General features: G+C 59.5%; 15 protein-coding genes. 9 read left to right on the top strand and 6 right to left on the bottom strand.

What is annotated here, in order from left to right:
* Positions 1-353 precede the first annotated feature (353 nt).
* A complete protein-coding gene (locus NKH35_RS28575) occupies positions 354-743 on the top strand; it encodes a M20/M25/M40 family metallo-hydrolase (protein ID WP_352670727.1) in 390 nt (129 codons plus the stop codon).
* A gap of 427 nt (positions 744-1,170) precedes the next feature.
* Here NKH35_RS28575 and NKH35_RS28570 read toward each other — a convergent pair whose 3' ends face one another.
* Both NKH35_RS28570 and NKH35_RS28565 read right to left on the bottom strand, forming a co-directional pair.
* Positions 1,171-1,947, bottom strand: a complete 777-nt coding sequence (locus NKH35_RS28570) for an OmpA family protein (protein WP_352917129.1) — start codon at positions 1,945-1,947, stop codon at positions 1,171-1,173.
* 85 nt (positions 1,948-2,032) lie between these two features.
* Positions 2,033-5,335, bottom strand: coding sequence for a DUF6212 domain-containing protein (locus tag NKH35_RS28565; protein WP_352670733.1), 3,303 nt, complete (start codon positions 5,333-5,335; stop codon positions 2,033-2,035).
* Between the two features lie 128 nt (positions 5,336-5,463).
* Here NKH35_RS28565 and NKH35_RS28560 point away from each other — a divergent pair, with 128 nt between their 5' ends.
* Positions 5,464-6,477: a glycosyltransferase family 2 protein gene (locus NKH35_RS28560; protein WP_352917127.1), complete on the top strand. Its 1,014-nt coding sequence runs from the start codon at positions 5,464-5,466 to the stop codon at positions 6,475-6,477.
* A gap of 36 nt (positions 6,478-6,513) precedes the next feature.
* On the opposite strand, the gene NKH35_RS28555 is transcribed toward NKH35_RS28560, so the two are convergent.
* Both NKH35_RS28555 and NKH35_RS28550 read right to left on the bottom strand, forming a co-directional pair.
* Positions 6,514-6,753, bottom strand: coding sequence for a hypothetical protein (locus tag NKH35_RS28555; protein ID WP_023670631.1), 240 nt, complete (start codon positions 6,751-6,753; stop codon positions 6,514-6,516).
* Positions 6,754-6,954: 201 nt separating this feature from the next.
* Positions 6,955-9,519: a DUF6212 domain-containing protein gene (locus NKH35_RS28550; protein ID WP_352917125.1), complete on the bottom strand. Its 2,565-nt coding sequence runs from the start codon at positions 9,517-9,519 to the stop codon at positions 6,955-6,957.
* A 336-nt stretch (positions 9,520-9,855) separates the two neighbouring features.
* Between NKH35_RS28550 and NKH35_RS28545 the strand changes: the two genes are divergently transcribed.
* The 3 genes from NKH35_RS28545 to NKH35_RS28535 all read left to right on the top strand — a co-directional run bounded on the left by NKH35_RS28545 (position 9,856) and on the right by NKH35_RS28535 (position 13,935).
* Positions 9,856-10,374 carry a hypothetical protein gene (locus NKH35_RS28545; protein ID WP_023746383.1) on the top strand — a complete coding sequence of 173 codons (519 nt, stop codon included), beginning with the start codon at positions 9,856-9,858 and terminating at the stop codon, positions 10,372-10,374.
* Positions 10,375-10,649: 275 nt separating this feature from the next.
* Positions 10,650-13,136, top strand: a complete 2,487-nt coding sequence (locus NKH35_RS28540) for a sulfatase-like hydrolase/transferase (protein WP_352917123.1) — start codon at positions 10,650-10,652, stop codon at positions 13,134-13,136.
* A gap of 229 nt (positions 13,137-13,365) precedes the next feature.
* Positions 13,366-13,935, top strand: coding sequence for a DUF995 domain-containing protein (locus NKH35_RS28535; RefSeq protein WP_023699168.1), 570 nt, complete (start codon positions 13,366-13,368; stop codon positions 13,933-13,935).
* Positions 13,936-13,999: 64 nt separating this feature from the next.
* Here NKH35_RS28535 and galE read toward each other — a convergent pair whose 3' ends face one another.
* Both galE and NKH35_RS28525 read right to left on the bottom strand, forming a co-directional pair.
* Positions 14,000-15,079 (bottom strand): UDP-glucose 4-epimerase GalE, encoded by a 1,080-nt coding sequence (gene galE / locus NKH35_RS28530; protein WP_023713087.1) that lies wholly within the window; start codon positions 15,077-15,079, stop codon positions 14,000-14,002.
* Positions 15,079-16,116, bottom strand: a complete 1,038-nt coding sequence (locus NKH35_RS28525) for a UDP-glucuronic acid decarboxylase family protein (protein ID WP_027049395.1) — start codon at positions 16,114-16,116, stop codon at positions 15,079-15,081. The genes galE and NKH35_RS28525 overlap by 1 nt, the downstream gene beginning before the upstream one ends.
* 385 nt (positions 16,117-16,501) lie before the next feature.
* On the opposite strand from NKH35_RS28525, the gene NKH35_RS28520 reads away from it, so the two are divergent.
* From NKH35_RS28520 to NKH35_RS28505, 4 genes are all read left to right on the top strand, one after another.
* The gene (locus NKH35_RS28520) at positions 16,502-16,852 is read left to right on the top strand and encodes a hypothetical protein (RefSeq protein WP_352713161.1); all 351 of its coding nucleotides are present in this window, start codon (positions 16,502-16,504) and stop codon (positions 16,850-16,852) included.
* A 716-nt stretch (positions 16,853-17,568) separates the two neighbouring features.
* Positions 17,569-18,126, top strand: coding sequence for a hypothetical protein (locus tag NKH35_RS28515; protein ID WP_245260344.1), 558 nt, complete (start codon positions 17,569-17,571; stop codon positions 18,124-18,126).
* A 17-nt stretch (positions 18,127-18,143) separates the two neighbouring features.
* Positions 18,144-18,554, top strand: coding sequence for a phage holin family protein (locus NKH35_RS28510; RefSeq protein WP_023713090.1), 411 nt, complete (start codon positions 18,144-18,146; stop codon positions 18,552-18,554).
* Positions 18,555-18,558: 4 nt separating this feature from the next.
* Positions 18,559-19,194 carry a hypothetical protein gene (locus tag NKH35_RS28505; RefSeq protein WP_023699163.1) on the top strand — a complete coding sequence of 212 codons (636 nt, stop codon included), beginning with the start codon at positions 18,559-18,561 and terminating at the stop codon, positions 19,192-19,194.
* Positions 19,195-19,888 lie beyond the last annotated feature (694 nt).

Here is a 19,888-nt window from a genome sequence, read left to right as displayed (position 1 = left end):
GCCCCATCAGTGCAACGTTCCCTTCCTTGTTTGCACTGGCCGGCTGCCGAAAGGTGGCCGGCTTTTTTGTATATAACCGCGACCTGATGTTTGGGGCTTGTTGATTTGACAGCAGCGAGTGGCCGCTGCTGGCTTAGCGTCCAGGATTGGAATCTGTAAAGGCGAGATCACCAAGGCAGGGAGGACCAGACTAAATAACGGTTTCGTCTGTTAGCCGCGACGCCGGCGATAATTGAATTCAGAAGGGCGTCGGCCCGGCTGCCCAACATCAGGGTGCACAGACAGCCGGGCCAAGGCTGGAAAGAGGTTCCGCTCCCGCCCAACCGGGATCGATCAACGCCATACCGCAGTCTGTGGTCTTCGCCGTCGATATCAGGCATCCGCGGGTAGAGCGGCTCGATGCCATCGAAGCAGAACTGCGCCAGGTGTGCGCGGCGGAGGCAGAAGCTCAGCATTGCACGGTTACGATCAGTCGGTCGTTCGACATGCCGGGGGCGGCATTCTCTCCCGATATGGTCAAAACCGTCGAGGAGGCCGCCAATAGCCTAAAGCTGCCGCACAAACAGATGATCTCGGGTGCATTTCATGACGCGCTGTTCCTCGCCCGGGTGGCGCCTGCCGTGATGATCTTTGTGCCGTGCCGTGACGGGCTGAGCCACAACGAGGCGGAATATGTGGAGCCTGCCCACGCGGTTACCGGCGCGCGGGTTCTGCTTCAAGCGGCCACCGTCGCCGCCTCTTAGGCAGCGACGGTGGCACAGGCGTGCTGGCGTGAAGAGGCAACCCGTGGGACTTCCTGGTGCCCGCCCGTCATTTCGTGACGTCGGCGGGCTGCAACGGGTGGTCAAGGCCGCCGAGCTGCGGCGGATTGATCGCGGACGTACGATCGGCCCACATTCAACACCTGACCAGCAGAAAAGCCCACCAGATCCCTGGGCCGTCATTGACGCCGTGGATGATAGGCGGTGACGATCTCGTCGGCTTGTCGACATAGGCGATCTGCTGGGCCGCCTCGGCCACCCGGAGGAAATCCCCACGCCCGACATAGACCTTGCCGTGCCGATCGCGAGTAACTGGTCGAGGAGGGCCTTCCAGCCGTCCAGCGTCGGGTGTGGTGCGCCGTAGCCCACATCGTTGCGGGTCCGTCGCGGGTCAGCTAATCTGGCAAGCTTACATCAGGGATGCGGTCGCCAGACGATTGCGAACGCCGTTCGGCTTCTGGTCGCCAACGTACTCCACTTTCGTGTCTACCAGACGATCGCTTTCGATCCCGGCTGCGGTTAAGATATCCTCGACCGCCTTCAGGCGCTGCTTGGCCAGTTCCTTGTTTGTCTTTGCAGCGTCGGCGCCGGTGAATTCCGTAGCCGCGAGAGCCGTCAGTTCGACATTGCAACGTGAGTTGCGGATGCTGGCGGCGAACTTCTCGAGGTCGGCCTTGACCCTCGGTGAGATCACATAGGACTGGCTATAGAAAAACAGGTCGACCTGCACAGGGCTGCGCTTCTCATATTGCCGGCAAGATATGCCTTGCTTTGGCAGCGTGTACAGTATCGCGCTCCGCGCCGTATTGGTGTCGGCGGCGCCGTCGTCAACCCAATGCGAAAGCACCAGCACCATTTCGGGCTTGACGCCTTGCGCCTTGAGAAAATCGCCGGTTGCATCGAGCCTGAGACCAGCGATGTCGTAGGCTTTTTTGTAGTTGCCTTCCTTGCTCGCCGTTGCGTAAAGGCGGTAGCCGCAATCGTGCCCAGTATCCTTGACGAAAGCCGCAAGGGCCTTCGCGGATTCCTCGGATATCTTGCCGTCACCTTTTTTGAAGAGGACGCGATGTGCATTCCACTGCGTGCATTTAGACCCCACGTCGCGTTCCTGGCCGGCCGCGCCGAAAGACATTGCGCATCCGGTAATGACAATAAATGCCAGAACAAGGCCCAGCGATTTCTTCATTGTCTTGGCGCCTCCACGCGGACTTAATCTACTACCGCACTTAAACGTCGACAAGGCGCGACCGCGTCCCGACAACCCGCGCCCCTCAGTCCCACACCAGCAACAGCTTGCGCCAGAAAGCATTGGACGGCATCGGCTTCGAGCCGGATGGCAGCCGGATTGCCAGGTAGATCGTCAGCCACTTGCGATCGACCTCCCGGGTCGAAACTTTCAGGTCATGCAGTTCGAACGGTCTCGAGACGCGCGTCCATCCCGAGAATGACAGCGCGCCGACAGGTGCATCGTGTTTCCACACAAGTTTTTCTTCTTGCCTGCCGAGCGCCATGGCGAACTCGAATGGGGATGCTTCATCGTGGGCGATCTCCACTGTCGCGATGACACTTCTGGCAAAGGCCGGGAACGCCGAATTGAGGGCGGCAACAACCGGACCGTGCGTGTTCGGCCGCAGGAATATACCGCCATTGTCGCCCGCGATGAGCAGCGTCGGCAGCTCGGAGGGATAATCCGTCACAAGCGCCGCACGCTTCAGATCATCATTGGTCATTCGGCGCGTGCGTTGGCGCTGTTGGGGTGCGTTGAGGCGCGGGCGCCAGGCATCGTTCGAAACGACATGGCGGATATGGACGCTGGAAAAGCCGCCGAGGACGCGCGCCTCCGGGCGGCTGCCGCCGCATTTGACTGCCAACAACAAATCGCGTCGGCCGGTTGCCGGCGAACTGACCATCGCCCCTATCTCACGCGCCTCGTGCCGTCGGCTGACATCAGCCCAACCGCTCCCGCTGCCAACCTCAAGCAGCCGGGCGAGATTGCTGAAGGTCTGGTTTTCTGCGTCTACGATCGCGAGCTGAAACTGCGCAGAGCCCGTCAGTTCCTCGTCGAGGTAAACCCAACACGTCGCGCCTACGGTGCCCGGCGGGCAGACTCCCTTCAGCAAAGCCATGGTGACATTGCTGCCCCTTGCTTCGAGGAACAACTGGTCTGGAGACTGTTCGACATAGCTCAGCAGGTCCGGATCGGCATCCGGATACGAACCGACATGAGCCAGGCGCATGGGCTCGGCGGAAAGATACTGCTCGCGGTACAGCGAGGAATTCAACTCGGGCACCGTCTCTCCGGTCGCAGCGTTGAGTATTTCAACCACACCCACAGCAAAGTCGCTTCGCCCTGCACGGGCGAGAAGCGAAATTGCGGTATCCGCCCTGCCTTCGCGTGCCGCGATCTCGGCCAGCAACTGCATGGCGTCCGCGGTATTGGCGGGACCTGTACTCAACCTGAGATACCGCTCGTCGTTAACCCGCAGCTCCAGATTCCAGAGATTGAGCTCCTTCTCATGATTGTCGGTGTTCGAGCTGATGGCCAGTTGCACGAACATTTCCGTTTTCGCGAATCGATGCTTTCGAAAGACAGCGATGATCGGCTTGCGATTCCTCAGCCACTCGGCATTTCGATTCATGCCCGTCGGTGCCGACCGGTACCAATAGAGCGGCTCCGGGACAGGGACGATCTCCAGGCCTGCCAGATCCGCGCGAAGGAAAAACTCCCAGTCGCTTGCGGAAAACCCCCGCTCTTCGTTGAGGTAACCTATCTTGTCGAACACCTCACGCCGGAACATCGCATTGGCATCGCCATACGGATTGTTGAGCATGGCGATGTCCGTCGGCCCGCCGACCGGGAAGTAGAGCACATAGCCGCTCCTGGTGTCCGGCGGCACGAAGGGCTCGTTGAGCCACTTGGCGAAGGTCGTGCAGATATCGGCGCCGGAATTTTGCATGCCGGCGACGAACGTACTGACGGCGTTTGGGAACAGCACGTTGTCGTCGTCCAGGAACAGGATCAGCGAACCCCTGGCGGCGCGGATACCGGTGTTGCGCGCCTTGCCGAGGAAGCCGTTCTTCTGCTGGATGATCCGCCATCCTCGCTGCTCGAACTCCGGTTCGAGTTCCGCCAACAGGTTGATTGCATCGGGATCGGTGCTGCCGTCATCGACGACAATCAATTCGATGTTGGGGTAGTCCTGGCGTCGAACCGAGGCAATCGCCTGCGGCAACAGGTGCACCCGGTTGTAGTGCGCAGTGATGATCGAAACGAGCGGCCGTTGGCTCCGCCTGCGACTGGAGACCTTGCCGGGTTCGCGGGAGAATTTCGCGTGCAGCCCGCTCCAGGCTTTCTCGAGCGCTTCCCGCTTTTGCAGGGGCTTTGCCGGACGAAACGATCGGCTTTCCAGCACAGACGCAATTTTGGCCGCGATGGCGGAGGCCGACGCATCCATCAGGACGGCATCGGCCGACTTCGGATGGAGCACGTCACGAATGCTGCCGACATCTGTCGCAATGAACGGGATCTCTTCGTTAAGGCACGTCATCACTTCCAGCGGCAGCTGAGCCGCTGAGTGCGTCATCGCCACCAGAGCATGACTCTGCCGCAGGTATCTATAGATGTCAGGCTCATCTCGAATGGGCAGGAGCTTCAATTTGAACGGCCATTGCCGCGCACGCCGAACGATCATGCCACCCGAATGCTCGCCCAGGACATGACCAAACGCGCCGACTACCGTCACTGTCAGATCGGTGACGCCGCTGTCGGCCAGACGATCGAGCGCATCGCAGAACAGCGTCAGCCCATCGCGCGCCTCTGTGCCTGAAAAATGAATCACTTCGGCGGTTGGCCGATCCCGCGGCCTGTAGTGATCGACAGCGAAGTTGGAACGCCACTCCTCCGGCTCGAGGGGCGCAGCAATGTGATGGCTGGTGGGCAGCTTCCATCCCGCCTTGGCCATCCAGTCGAGCAGCGACTGGCCAGCGATGACAAGATGGTCGCACGTCTCGGCCGACCTCTTTTCCATGTGCGCGATGGTCATCTGCTCCTTGCGTTCGACCGCCCGTGAATTGGCTTCCAGCTTCCACACAAGGGGCTCATGTGCGAGCACGATGATCGTAGGAGGATCGGGAAAGACACCTGTGCGCTTCGCAAGGGTGGAGAAATGCGCCAGTCCGCCTTCAAGCGCAAAATAGACAACGTCGAATGCATTCTGCTTGAGGTAGTGGTAGACGGCCAATGAGTTCTTGTCGCAGGACTCCGTGCCGCGCAGCAACTCGGGCGAGGGCGGCAACAATTCGAGCCGCACCAGGAAATTGTCGAAGCACCATTTGCCCAGCCTGACTATTTCCTGATCATCGGGCTGGCTGCCGAGCGGGCTCGGCGCCCAAAGCAGCGTCACGGTATCGCCGGTTCCGGCCAGATGCTGCGCCAGCGCGTAGGTTACCGACCCGTGATCGCCAGTCGCCGTCGAGCCGAACTCAACCTCCGAAACGACACACACATTGCGAGGCTTCTGGCTTGCCTGTCGCTTGCCCGTGGGCATGGCGCCTGCCTTGGAACCAATGCTCAATGACCCCCCCTTGTCAGCCCGCTTCGTTCGAAACAGTCTTGCCAACAGTTGGATAACACTTTGATAATCGTTTCGCGGGACTCTCAGCAGCGTACCTGCCTTTCGCGTAAACTGGTTGATTACCTCGGATGGTTGAACTTCGATCCCCAAAACATCTCGCGCGACTGGACGACCGGCCCATTGACGTGACCGATGGCGAGATCTTGTGCTTTGTCGGACTGCGCAACGAAGCCCAATTGCTGCGGCAACTTCTCGACCACTACCGCGGCTTGGGCGTCGATCGGTTCTTCTTCCTGGACAATGGCTCCACGGATGGGACCCGCGAATTGATCCTGGAGCAGCCGGACAGCCACTGCTTCCACACGGAAGGATCGCATTTCGCTGAAAACATCGATCCGCCGCGATGGATCAACACGCTCATGAATGTGTTCGGCACCGGCCATTGGTGCCTTTCGATCGACGCCGACGAACTTCTCGTCTATCCCGATTTTGAGCGGGCAAATCTCCAGCAGCTTTGCAGCTACCTCGATTCGACCGGCGTCGATGCTGTCATAGGCTCCATGATCGACATGTACGCCGATGGCCCGTTGGCCGAATACAGCTATAATGGCAAGATCCCGCTTGTTGAAGCTTCACCCTACTTCGACCCGGAGCCGGGATGGCTGCGCCCGCGCGACGGTATGTACCCACCCGAGCAGATGTTCGGTGGCGTGAGGGAACGGGTCTTCTGGCACGGCCGGTTCAAGCAAACTTTTCCCCCGTGCCTGACAAAGGTGCCGATCGTGAAATGGGGGCGCGGCACGCGTTATCACGTCGCACAGCACACGATCAGCAAGGTCCGATTCAGCGAACTGCGCGTCGCATTGCTGCACTTCAAATTCGTCTGGGGATTCCGCCAGAAATCAGCGTCGTCTCTGAGTGAAAATGCGCAGCTCAAGGAAAAGACGCTTGAGGAGCGCGCTGCCTACATGGAGGCCTTGGAGCGCAATCCGAAACTCGCGCTTCGGAACCAAAGCTCCGTCTGCTATCGGGGTGACGGCGCGCAACTCGTCGAACTCGGCTGGATGAAGACCTCGGAGCCCTTCGCCGGTTTCGTTTCGACCCTGGCCATGCAACACCAGCGCAGCGACTACGCCACCTGATGTGCTCGAACTACTGAGGGAAAATCCGGCTGATGCTTATCCGCCGTAGCGGCCGCCGCCTTCACCGTGGCCTTTGCCCTCTTCACCGCCCGCAAACTGGCCCAAACTGTTGAGAGCAAGCGCCTTGCAGGCTGTCGGAGCGTTCGGGTACCGGTGCAGATAATCCTCAAGTGCCTCGATGGTGCCGGTTTTAAGGGCCTGCTCGCAGGCAAGCTCGGCTTCCTTGACGCCAACTTCGGTCTTCGCCTGCGCCGCGTCAGAAAAAGCGACGCTCAACCCCAGCAGACTAAGTCCACCCAACAGTAGAGAATGAATCCTACGCATAACGCACCCCACCTACTCAACCCACTGAAACATTAGCGTCTGTTAACGTTTTGTCAACCATTCTTGGAAGGTTCCACCAACGTGGTTAACGCGCACGACCGATGAACGGGCCTGGCTTGCGCTCGGATCTCCCTTGCCTGGTTGGATCGACGTTTAGTCGCTGAACAGTGTCAGCGTGCGGAAGAACGCATTCGTGGGAAAACCGTTGGACGTTGCGGTGAAACGAACGGCGAGAACGATTGAAAGCAGCATCTTCCTTCGTGTGCGAAGCGTTGCCACCAAGTGATGACGCACAAATCTGTCTTCGATGCTCATCCAGCCTGAGAAGGCGATCGTTTGCTTGCCGATGTCCTGTTGCCAATCTATGGGCTGGTCGGGTCGAGCAAGGGCGAGAGCAAAATCCATCGCCGGCGCATCGGCATGAGCGATTTCGACGGATGCTTCAACCTTCCGGAAGAAGGCTGGAAAATGATGATCAAGCGATGCAGCGACCGGGCCGTCCGCATGCGGACGCAAGAACACCCCGCCGTCGTCCGGTGCGACAAGCAGCAGCGGGAGAGCCGAGACGCGGGGTGTAAGCAACCGCGCACTCCGCAGCATGTCGTAGTCGAGAATGATAGAACCGCCGCCGACATCAGGACGGTCGGCGGCATTGTGGTCTGTGGCGGGGCGCCCAAGCAAAGTGGCAGCCGTATCGGGGCGGCCGATCGACCCAGCAATGCTGGCAAGCTTCTCTATGGCCGCATCGCTGTTCGGCTCGATGTCGCAAAGCTCCAGATATTTCCGATTGCCGGGGGTATATTTCAGGTTTTCGCGGGCACTTTCAATTTCAGACCGGTGCGCGTTCTGGGCAATGGCCAAATGATGCAGCAGGCGGGCGCCATCGGGCAGGCTCGACCTGAACGCCTCCAGGATGGGAAGCCGGTTGTCGTACCAGTTCGACGTCCGAAACATGCCATCCGGTTTCGAGCGATACCAGTATAGCGGCTTTGGAATCGTCCTGATCTTGAGACCGGCGAGAGAGGCTCGAGCAAAGAATTCCCAGTCGTGCATGGCGTAGCCCGGCTTTTCGATCAAGAACCCGATCCGCGAGAAGACAGACCGGCGCATCATCGCATTCGCGTCACCGTAGACGTTATGGATCAGGCCGAGCGCGTCGGGACCACCCAGAGGCAGGTACTGGATCAGCCCGTCGGCGCGATCTTCGGGCACGAAATCCTCGTAGAAGATCAGTTGGAACGCAGTGCAGATGTCGGCACCCGATGTAGCCATCGCACGCACGAAATGATCGACGGCCTCCGCAAACAGCGCGTTGTCGTCGTCGACGAACAGGATCAGCTCGCCATGCGAAGCGCGGATGCCGGCATTTCGCGCCGCACCGAGGTGCTTGTGCGGTCGGCGCAGAATCTTCCACCCGCGCTGACGGAAGGTCGGTTCCAGCGTATCCAGCAATCGCCTGACTTCATCCAGGTCGCTTCCGTCGTCGACCAGAACCAGTTCCAGGTGATCATAGGTTTGCGCTTCGATCGCAGCGATTGCCTGTTTAAGATAGAGCGGCCGGTTGCGATGAGCCATGACAATAGAGACCAGGGGTGACGACCCGGCACTTTTGTCGACGCGCCAGCGCCTAGTTGGCGTCGGCAAGTTGCGCGTATCCAGCCAGGACTGCCGACATTGGCTCGGGCTGTCGACAGGCAGTGGGCGAGGCGGGTCGTCGAGCGCCGCCGAAATGGCCTGCGCCAACGCGGCGGCGGCAGGATCGACCAGCCGCGGCTGCCTCGCCTGCGCACTCCAGCGCTCGGCGTTCGCGTCGACATTGGTCGCAACGAAAGGCAATCCCGCCTCGATGCATGCGGCAACGGTGCCGCCCGTCGATGCGGCGTGGGCGGGGATGACGGCAATCGCGCCGGCCCGCGCGACGTAGTCGAGCTTTGCGGCGGGGCTTGCGTGCGCCAACAGGTTGACCTTGAACGGCCACCGCTCGGCGCGTCTCAGCAGCAGTCCACCGCTGTGCTCGCCCATGATCTTTCCAAATGGACCGAATGCGGTGACCGTCAGCCCTTTTGGCGCCATTGGCGCTATGATGTCGAGCGCGTCGCAAAGCAGCGTCAGGCCATCGCGGAAGCGCCATCCGGCCAAGACGGCAAGTTCTCCGCCCGTCGACGATCGCACACCGGCTGGAGCGAGACGATGCTGCAGCGGCAACATCGGCGTCACGATCGCCTTCTTCACCTTCCAACCCTTCGACAACATCCAGTGTCGCAAGGCTGCGGACACACAGATCGTCCGGTTCGCCATCTCGGCGCAGTATTTCTCCATATAGGCGACGGCAATCACCTCGGCGCTGTCGAAGAACGCCTTGTCGGCTTCATGTTCCCATTCTTCCGGAGCGTGAGCGACGACCACGATCGGCGGCGCGGCAAAAGCCGCAGTCTCGACAGCTAGCAGCGTGTAGTAAGGCAGCCCGCCCTCAAGGGGCGCGTAGACCAAATCGTGGCCGGACCGTTCGAGATAATGCAGCACAGCGGCGGACCGGCTCTCGGGTGTCGTCAGCCAAGGAAGCAGCTGATCGGACTTGTCGAGAATGACCAGCCGCACCGATGCCGCCTCCAGCTCGCGGTGGCGCGCGGCCTCCTCCGTTGGAGCATCCCTGCCTGGAACCCATAGCAGGGTGACGTCGTCCCCCTCTTCGGCAAAAAGCCTGGCCAACTCGACCATGGCGCCATCTTCGCCGCCATGGTCGATTGCATTCGTCACGACGCAGACGCGGCGAGGCTTGCCTTCCTTTGACCTCCTCCGCTCCTTGCCACCAACGGCCATCCGACTTCCTCTGATCCAAATCCGCCGATTGCGCTACGCAGCACAGTCATCTGCAATGATGCCTGCGACAGGTTTACTTTTCAGTGATCATGCTTCTGCGTCATTGGTAAACCAAATCGTCAATCAGGTTCTAAAACGACTGCATAATCGATCGACTGATTCAAATTTAGCGACACGGAATATTCAATTTTTACGCCTCCCAGCTAGTCATTGACGGCATAGCAGGAGGCGCAAATGAAAACGACAATGAAGTTTCTCGGTGCGCTCGGTTTGATCGGCGCACTGGTCTCGGCAAGCTCCGCAGGAGAATTGCTGCGTCCGCGCATCAGCCTTGGCACGGCCAACGTCAAGACCATCAGTGGCGATCGCGGCGGCTATGTGATCGACTATGCCATTCGTGCGCTAAAAATGCGTCGCAGTGGCACTTTTGTGCGGTTCAACGGTTCGTGCGACTCGGCCTGCACGCTTTATCTGTCGATGCCCAAGAGCAAGGTGTGCATTACGCAGAGCGCGTCGTTCGGCTTTCACCTGCCGTATGGCGTTTCTGCGCGCGGCAATCAGGTGGCCGCGAATTTCATGATGAAAAACTACCCTGGCTGGGTTCGCGGCTGGATCGCCAAGCGTGGGGGGCTAAAGAGCTCCATCGCGACCATGACATACGCGGATGCGAGCCGCTTTCTGCCGACGTGTCCTTCCCAACAGCAGGGCATGACCGTCGCGAGCCTGAGCCCAACGCGTCTGCGCGGCGGCTGATTGCCTGCGCAGTACTGAAACGTCATGACGGCGGGCGGTCGACGGCGCCCGCCGTTCGTCAATTCATATGGCGGGTGCCCAGTTGATGGAACAGCTCACCTGGGCACAACGCCTCGCCGATTATCGCGTGGATTAACCAGTTCTCAAGAGACGTGGTTAACGCAAGCTCCATTTCATTGACTCTTTTTTAGCGCAAGCCGATTCTGCGGGTGGGGGTTTGAAGGCTGTCGGCCATTGTTTGGGGCCGAAGCGCAAACTGGCGGCGGGTAGTTTGTATGAGCATCGGCGGCAGTAGGGGGTCGGCGAGCCGACCTGAGAGCGGCCTTACGCAGTCGAAGGCGGGGACCGCTTCGGCGAAGAATGTGCGCTTCCGGCGCAGGAGCCTGCGGGTCATCTGCACGGGCCTGTTGTCGTGGCTGCTTTTGGGTGTCTACCGCGGCGCAATCATTGATCCGCAAACCACGGTTTTAGGCCTTTTGGCGGCCGTCCCCAAGGGATTGGCATCGAGCTACTATGACCTGATTGTCGTTACGTCCCTGACTATGACGACTTTGATCCTGCTGTTCCTGGCAAAGGCGAGCCGTCTCGGCTCAGCAATCGTCGTCTTGCTCTTCTATGTTGCTATCGTGGTCTCTCTGGGCTGGGGATTTGCCAACATCAATCTCGTCAAAATGCTGGGCGAACCGTTCACGTTCCAGTGGCTGGTCTATGGCGACTTCCTGCAGAATGCCGATGCCAGGAACGCGATGGGCGACGCGCTCAACATCAAGGACTTCGCTACCCTTTCCGGGTCCGTCATCCTGGTGCTCATTCTTGGCTATGCCGCGGCCAGTTTGTGCCAGCGGCTGAGCGCCGCTGGCTACGGGGCCTTCCTGGGCGTGCTCGTTGTGTGTGTCGGCGCTGCCATCGCCGGTAGTGGACACCACGTACGTGCGGAAGCGCTGCCGGCGGCCGAGATCGACAATCCGATCCTGTATTTTGTTAAATCGGCCCTGCTCAATCCAACGCCGGTCGTGCTGACGATGAATGCCAGCACCAATGACCCGGATGTCGCCAGCGTCGGCGAGCGGCCGCCGGAAACGTCGACCTTCAAGGCGCCGACGCCGAACCCAATCAAGAACGTGCTGATTTTCATGATGGAGTCGGTGCCATCCAAATACATCGAGACGTTTGGCGGCAAGTATCCGGTCACGCCGAATATGAAGAGGTATGCAAAGGACTCGATACGATTCGACAACATATATGCGCACGCACCGTCCACGCATTACTCGATATTTTCTCTGCTCACCTCGATGTACAACGACATTTCATATTATGGCATGACGGCAAGGTATCCCTATCTGCCGCTGGACTCGATCTCCAACACCTTGTCCAAGAACAATTTCCGCACAGGGTTTTTCTGGAGCGCGGATTCCCGATTCCAACGGGTCGATGAGTTTTTCCTCAACAAGGGACTGGATGTGGTCCAGGACTACCGGGGGCAGAAATGCGGCACCCCGACCTTCAAGCTCAGCTCCGAGCAGTGGAAAAACATGGACTACAACAGTGACCTTTGCACGGCGCAGTCGATCATCGATTGGATGAACAAGGACGAGGCAAAACCTTTCTTCGGCATCATGTTCACGGCGATGACCCATTACCCCTACATCACCGACAGCCCGATGTTTTCGAAGATGGCGCCTTCCTCCGATGGCAACACGCTGGTCCACTACTCGGACGACCAGAAATTCAATGCCTATCTCAACGCCCTGAAGGTCGGCGATACGGCCCTTGGCGAGATCCTTGAATCGCTCAAGCAGTCTGGCAAGCTCGATTCGACGCTGGTGGTCATATTGGGCGATCACGGCGAAGCGTTCGGGGAGCATGGCGACTACATTCATGCCAGCGCGATTTACGAGGAAAACATCCACATCCCGCTCATCATGATCAACAAGCATCTCTTTCATGATGAAGTTGCTCACCCGGTCGGCGGCATCGTCGATATCGCCCCGACGATCTTCGACATACTCGGACTTGCGCTGCCCAAGCAGTGGCAGGGGCGCACTTTGTTCAGCGAGCAACGGCCAAACAAGACCTTCTTCTTCAATCCCTGGGCCGGTTTCCTGTTCGGCTATCGCGAGAACGATCGAAAGGTCATCTTCAACGCGACCACCGGCAAGGTGGAGGAATACGACCTCAAGGCCGATTCCGATGAGCGAACCAACCTCTTCACTGATGCCGGCGATCGAAACGCGCTGCTGCAGCCCATCGCCGGATGGGTGCAATCGCAGAGAGAGCGCGTGGCCGACCTGGTGGCCGCCGCGGCGAAAGAGACAGGACGTTGCGCCATCACCAGTCTGGAGGTCAACGCTGCCGGCATTAATCTCCGGGGCGCGCCTCGGTTCGACGTCGTGGTCGACGGAAAGACCACTGCCGAGATCGACGTCCCGGGCAAGGAAAGCGTCGCTTCGACGCCGGAAGCCGCCATGGCGGAGCTGATGCAGGCGTCAACCCTGGCCAAGCCGTTCCACATCGATCTCAGCAGCGTGCCTAACCCGAAGACGATCGAGCTTCGCTACAGCAACGACCTGTGGGGCGGAGACGGCAAGGCAGGTGATCGCAATCTGTTCATCAAGAGCGTCAAGGTGAACGGTCAGTTGGTGCCAAACACCAGGCTGCGTGTCGACGAGCAATCGCACGGCTACACCGACGACAACGGGACCGCCATGTACAGCAACGGCTCGCTATGGGTTAGCGGCCCGTTCGTCGAGGGATGTCTATAGCGTGCCGCGTGGCAGACCGTCGTCCTCGATTTGCAGCCCGTGCGCGCCGCGACAGACACTGACCGTCCTACCGGTTGACATCTTCGAGGGGTACTCACTAGCATGCGAAACACTGACGGTTGCAGCGTGGAGCCACTTGTCAGCGCAGGACGGACCGGGCCCGTTCTTGCGGTATGCTCGGCTGGTCGACGCCCGCTTGGGAAGCGAACATTGAATGCGACCGCTCAGCATGACGAACAGGACCGGATTGCCATTTGAGTCAGCGAGCCGGGCGAGGCGCCATCGACTTGCCATCTCGCTTGCGCCCGTCCTGGCCATTTGGTGCCAGATGGCGCTTTGCGGAGCCGCGCACGCAGCTGGTCCCAAAGACAGCGGCCCTGCAGATGCCGTTGCCGTTCCCACGGCTTTCCAACTTCAGCTTGTTTATGCTGACCGCACGTGGATATGGGATAACGGAGCGGCCTATTTCGGACAGAAGGATCGACCGGTCCGGGCCTGGACCTCCGAGCAAGACACGGCTTCTGTCGGCGAAGGCAGATGGCATCTGAGCAACGATGGCAAGATGTGCATGGATCTCGTCTGGCGGTCCAAGACCTACGCCGCAGCGCCGATCCGCACGTGTTTCAGCCACCGCTTCCGGAGTGGGACCCTCGAACAGCGCAAGGATCCGGACGGTGTCTGGTACAGTTTCCGGCACTCTCCGGGAGACCCTTCCGACGAGCAACGAAAGTTCGAGGAAGGCGATACAAAGGGCGCGCAGTTCGACAAGATCCGTACCTCGATCGATTCCAAAAGTTGAGGCTCGCCGAGAAGCTCACCCACCTCAATGAGCCCACGTCCCCGACAACGACAAACAGGGACGACTACCAGCTTTGCGAGCTGGTGATGTCCTCCAATGCATTTGGCATTCCTGGCGCAGTTGACCGGCGGCGCCTCGCCGTCGGCATCGGAATTGTGAACGCGGTGGCCTCCAGCCCGAAGAACGGGGCGGCTGTCCTGACGATGGTATCGATGTCGGAAAGTTCCGGCACGAAGCCCAGGTGTTCGCGCGCTTTGATCGGGTCCGCATAGAGCTCCGCCGGGTCTCCCGGGCGCCCGGGCCGGAAGACAACCGGAACCGATTTTGACGTCATCCGGGTGACCGCCTGGAGAATCTCCTTGATCGAAACCCCGCGCCCGGTGCCGAGATTGACCGACAGGTTTTCGCCACCCGCCTCCAGATGCATGAAAGCCCTCAGATGCGCGCGGGCCAGATCGCTGACATGGATGTAATCGCGCACGCAGGTGCCATCCGACGTGTCGTAGTCTGTGCCGAAAACCTCGATCTCGTCGATGGTGCCTGATGCGGCCATGAGCACGCGCGGGATCAGGTGCGTTTCAGGCGAGTGCCACTCACCGAGCTCGCCGTCGGGATCGGCGCCGCAGGCGTTGAAATAACGCAGGATCGCATATTTCATTCCGTAGGCGCTGGCATAGTCGCTGATGATCTGCTCGCCCATCAGCTTGGTTCGCCCATAGGGGCTGATTGGATTTTGCGCCGAGGTCTCTCGAATGGGCAGTGTTTCGGGCACGCCGTACGTCGCGCAGCTGCTTGAAAAGATAATGTTTTCGATAGAACTCGAGCGTGCCGCATCAAGCACCGCGATGGTACCCGACACATTGGTCGAATAATACTCTGCGGGCTCGTGAACAGACTCGCCCACATAAGCGAGCGCAGCAAAGTGGATGATCGCTTGCGGCTGGTAGGTGCTGATCGCCTGCTGTAGCGCCTCCCGGTCCCGGATATCGCCGACAACAAGCGGCCCCCAGGCAACGGATCTCTCATTGCCACGGCTCAGATTGTCAAAAACGACGGGCAGGTAGCCGGCAGCTGACAACAGCTTGCAGGTGTGGCTGCCGATGTAACCGGCCCCACCCGTCACCAGGATTGCCGGGCGGCTCATTACATCGCAGCTTCTTTGACGCGCCGGTTCGGGTAGAGAAGGGCGTCAAAATACGCCGTGGTATGCGCGAGCCCCTGGCTCAGGCTGATCTTTGGCTCCCAGCCAAGATTTTCCCGGGCAAATGAGATGTCCGGCCGACGCTGCTTGGGATCGTCGACCGGCAGCGGCCGATGCACGATCTTCGAACGTGAGTTGGTGTATTCGAGCACCTGTGTCGCCAGTTCCAGAATGGTGAATTCGGCAGGGTTGCCGAGATTGACCGGGTGCTGCGGTGCGCTCGGTGCGTTCATCAACTGGATAAAACCTTCGATGAGGTCGTCCGCGTAGCAGAATGAACGGGTCTGCCGGCCGCTGCCGTAGACGGTCAGGTCGTCACCGCGCAAAGCCTGGACGATGAAGTTCGACACGACGCGGCCATCGTCTGGTTGCATGCGGCGGCCATAGGTGTTGAAGATCCGTGCGACGCGGACATCGAGGCTATACGTTCTCGAATAATCGAAGAACAGCGTCTCGGCCGAACGCTTGCCCTCATCATAGCAGGATCGCGGACCGTGCGGGTTGACGTTGCCGAAGTAGCCTTCCGGCTGCGGATGTACCAGGGGGTCGCCGTAGACTTCGGACGTCGAAGCCTGAAATATCTTCGCATTGTTCCGCCGCGCGAGTTCGAGCAGGTTCAGCGAACCAAGCACGCTTGTCTTGAACGTATGGATCGGATTTGCCTGGTAATGCGGCGGGGACGCCGGACAGGCGAGATTGTAGATTTCATCGACCTGGAGATCCAAGGGCAGTGGGTCGACGATGTCGTGCTCGATGCACGTAAATCGCGGATCGCGCACGAGGGCGTTGAGATTGTATCTTTTGCCGGTGTGGAAATTGTCCAACACGACAACGTCGTACCCATCCCGCAAAAGACGCTCGCACAGATGCGAACCCAGGAATCCTGCCCCACCGGCAACCAGCGCGCGACCCCGATTGGAATTCGCGCCCCTTCGGGTGTTCCCGGCCCCGAGTTTCAGAACATTGACAGTTCTACCCATACTCCACCCCTTCGCCCTTACGCACTGCGCACACTACTGCCGGCCATAGCGTTGCCGGGCGACGTTCCTGAGAACGTCACAAACCTTCCGCTCCGCGGAATCGTCCACTCCTGTTGTCTGTCGATTGCTTTTTGAGTTGCTGGGCGGTGCTACGCGGCTATTAGCTGCCGTTCAGCATCCGATACGCCCCGAAACCGCGGTCACGCGCCTGATGCCACCATCGCCCATTGCTCGCCCAAATTGCACATCCCAACGTTTCGAAAATATACCTGTGCAAAACATAGTCAACTAAATTAGCGAATCGTTAACCGTGTTCATTCGGGAGTGGTTAATCGCGGGGCGGCAGCGCAGCCGCATAAAGCTGAGAATTGGGCTATAAATTTGAATGGACCACAGTAATATAAAGACCATTTTTCTGATTTTTCGACAGCCGATCGGCGGAAATTTGGCCATCAAGACACTCTCACCTCCGCAAAAAATAGGCAGATCTAAGATTAATACTTACTTTAGCAAAACTTATACTGACAGAGGTCTAGCATTTGAAAATATCGAAAATATTCGTACATGGGACCTTGTCAATAAAATCTTACAAGCTAATGCGGTTGGTTCCCAAAGCGTGCCGAACCCCCGCCAGGTCAGCCCTCAACTGCCCGACGAGATCTTGCGCGACGAGGCGGGCGTAATCGCAACCGATCGCCCGGGACGCCTATCTCTTTCACCGGCGGCCCGGGCTTGACGCACACAACCGCTCTCCGCAGCCGCAGCGCCTTCATTGGCAGATGCAGCATACCCCAATAACCCGGTCCATTCTGAAGCGATCCGCGTATGGTTTGCGGATGTCGGAAGCAGAGATCCAGTCGAAGCCGCGCGAAAACGGTCGTCGTCCCTTCTGTCGAACGCCTTAGAAGCTGCGGTTGGGGCGTCGATCGCGCGGGACCGCTCGGCCCCATCGCGCCGACGCCAGCCGGTCCCGTCGGCCCTGTTGATCCAGTCGGGCCGTCGCCACGCAGCAGCGCCAGGACGGCCGGAGAAAGACTGTCGACCGTTACCTTTGCGTTCGGCAGTGCCCCGTCGGCCCGCCGCACATCGGCCAGCGCGTCGATTGTTTCGTCGGCGCTGCGCACGAGCTCGGCCAAGTCGTTGTCGAGTTGCGTTCCGTAGGGCAGGTATTGGTAGCTGAAATCGATAGCGGGCTTCGTTGGATCGGGCATTTTGGTGCACCAAGAACGTCGCTTCCAAGATTGCATCGCGTGCTGGAGCAGTTCTCCGCACTCAGATTTCAGATGCTGGTTGGAAGTCCGTTGACGTTAGCCCGGCAAGATCCGAAGCGGTTGGTGCAGATGCCCGAGTTCTGCTCTGTTCCGGCAGCAGGCCAAATCGAAAATAGCATGTTAGAGCTACTAGTGAGACCTCGCGGCAGGAAAATTCGCTCTAGGCAGGAACAGGTTGCCATTGGCCGAGTTCACTTCACAACAACAGGAGTGGAAAACCGTGAACACATCAATCAGCAACGACCCCACTGGATCATCGAGCGACCTGAACTGGCTACACACTAACGATGCCGAGGTGGCCGACAGCAGCAAGGAAGCGCTCGGCAAACTAAAGTCGAGCGCTGCCGAAACCGCAGGGCATCTCAAAACCGCTGCCGCTTCGGTGACGACTGACGCGAAAAATTATGCCGGTTCGGTTGCGTCGGATGCTGCGGGCGCCTTCAAGGAAGCGGTGGAGTCGAACAAGACCGCCGGCGCCGACGCGATCGCCAACATTGCCCATTCCGTGAAGGAGGCGGCTGATGGAATCGAGAAGCAATCTCCGCAGGTTGCAGGCATGGTTCGGAGCGCGGCCGAAGGTGTCGAACGGATTTCGTCGGATATCAGGGACCGCAACGTGGGTGAACTGCTCGACTCGGTCACGAAATTCGCCCAGCGCCAACCGGCGGCCTTTTTCGGCGTAGGCATCCTGGCCGGCGTTGTGCTGACCCGGATCATGCGAAGCTCCGATCGGTCCTGACACGAAGAGCGTTCCAGATGGATGATGGTTCCAATCTCCGACCCTTGGGAAGCGTTTTCAGCGAAGGGTATAGCCATCTCGCTTCGCTGATGCGCCTCGATCTTCGTCTTCTCCAAGCCGAGATGAAGGTTAAGACGTCTACGATCGTCTCGTCAGGCGCGTGCGGCATCGCCGCACTGGTGCTCTTTGTCTTGGCTGCATTCGCCATGGTCCAGTTCCTGATCCTCGCTATGATCCACTTTGGTGTCGGTCCGATGGTAGCTTGCCTAATCGTCGCAGCGCTTCTGGGGGTAGGCGGCGTGCTGTTTCTCTATCTTGCGAAGCGAGCGCTCGCGGGATGGACCATCACACCTGTCGAAACCGTCAACCAGGTGCGCACTGACATCGCGGCATTGAAACAGGGGATGCGTTTTGGCTCAACCCAGTGAAGAGATGCGCGAAATCATGCTGCAAAGCCGCACAGAGCGGCAGGCTTTGTTTGAACCTGTCAGCGAGATAAGCCGGCGCCTGCAGCCCCGAAATCTGGTCGATGCGTCCACCCGGTACGCGAAGCAGAAGGTGGCGAAGGCGCTAGGCGGTGTGTCGGACGCCGTCAAGAATAATGGTGGCACTGCTGCCGCGGTCGCACTGGGTGCAGTTGCGGTGTTTGACGCCGGCAGGCGAAGCACGCATGGCCCGGCAGGCGCCGACGATATAGCTGTAGATAAGGTCGCCGGCGCCTCGCATTCCGACGCCGCGTCAATTCGTTATGAAGCCCATCCGCGCAAGGCGATCACAAACCTGTTTCGGGCCAAGGTGCTCGCTGGATCTGCGGGTGGCCTGCTGCTCGGCCACATAATCGGTAAGGCGTTTGAGCCCACAGCCAAGGAGCGCACCCTATTCGGCAAGGCTGGAGCTGAAGTTCAGGATGCGACGGATGCATTTATCGCCGAGCATGCACGCGGTGCGAAATTGGCCGCCGCGCAGGCCTTCGGGTTTGCCAGATATGCCGCTGCGTTCTTGGCCGTACTGGCCGCAGCTAGCGACTATCTCGTCCGCGCGGATGAGCACGAGCAGCGAAAGCACTGAGAGTGCGAAACTGAGCGTCAAAGGTATCCCCATGCATATCGTCGGAATCAACATTGGACAGGCGGCCGCGCCTTCCGGCCTGCCTCTTGTTAGAGTGGTGTTTGAGGGCCAGGGGGTGAATCTATCGCGGTCGAAATGGCGCGAGGCGACGTCGCCGACGGCGCGCTGGGGGCAATCGACCGTGCAAAAGCCCTGCTTGGTCAGACCGCGACCTTCGAAATGCCTGTCGATAGAATTGGCGGTTTCAATAGGACACCGGAATCCGGCAATGTCCGCGGCCGGCAGAGCAATGTCTATACGTTCGAATATCGCGACGGCGACCAGGCTCGCCAGGTTCCGCCTGCCGTGATGCCAAGTTTTGAGGCTGCTCGCGCCGAGGCGATCCGTTGCGCGATCGACCTGCTCGTCCCTGCAACCCGGCGACGACGATTTGACTGGATGGCTGGTACGGATGCGCGATCAGGCAGGCAACGAGCTTTGCACGATCGACGTCGCCGAGGCCGAAGCCGCCCGGCAGGCCAACGACAACACGCCGCTTTAGGGACGACCGCTCACGTCTGTGTCGATACGCCAGCCCTTATTCAATTAGATCGTCGCCAGTCGGAACTTTTGTGATGTTGAGCCCTTGTCCATTGAACAGTGGAGGTACCAATGGCTAACCTGGGAAAATTGGCGATCGCGATGCTCGGCGTCT

The organism is Mesorhizobium sp. M1143, assembly GCF_040318435.1.
Classification (GTDB): Bacteria; Pseudomonadota; Alphaproteobacteria; order Rhizobiales; family Rhizobiaceae; genus Mesorhizobium.
This window is presented reverse-complemented; position numbering and strand designations above follow the sequence as displayed.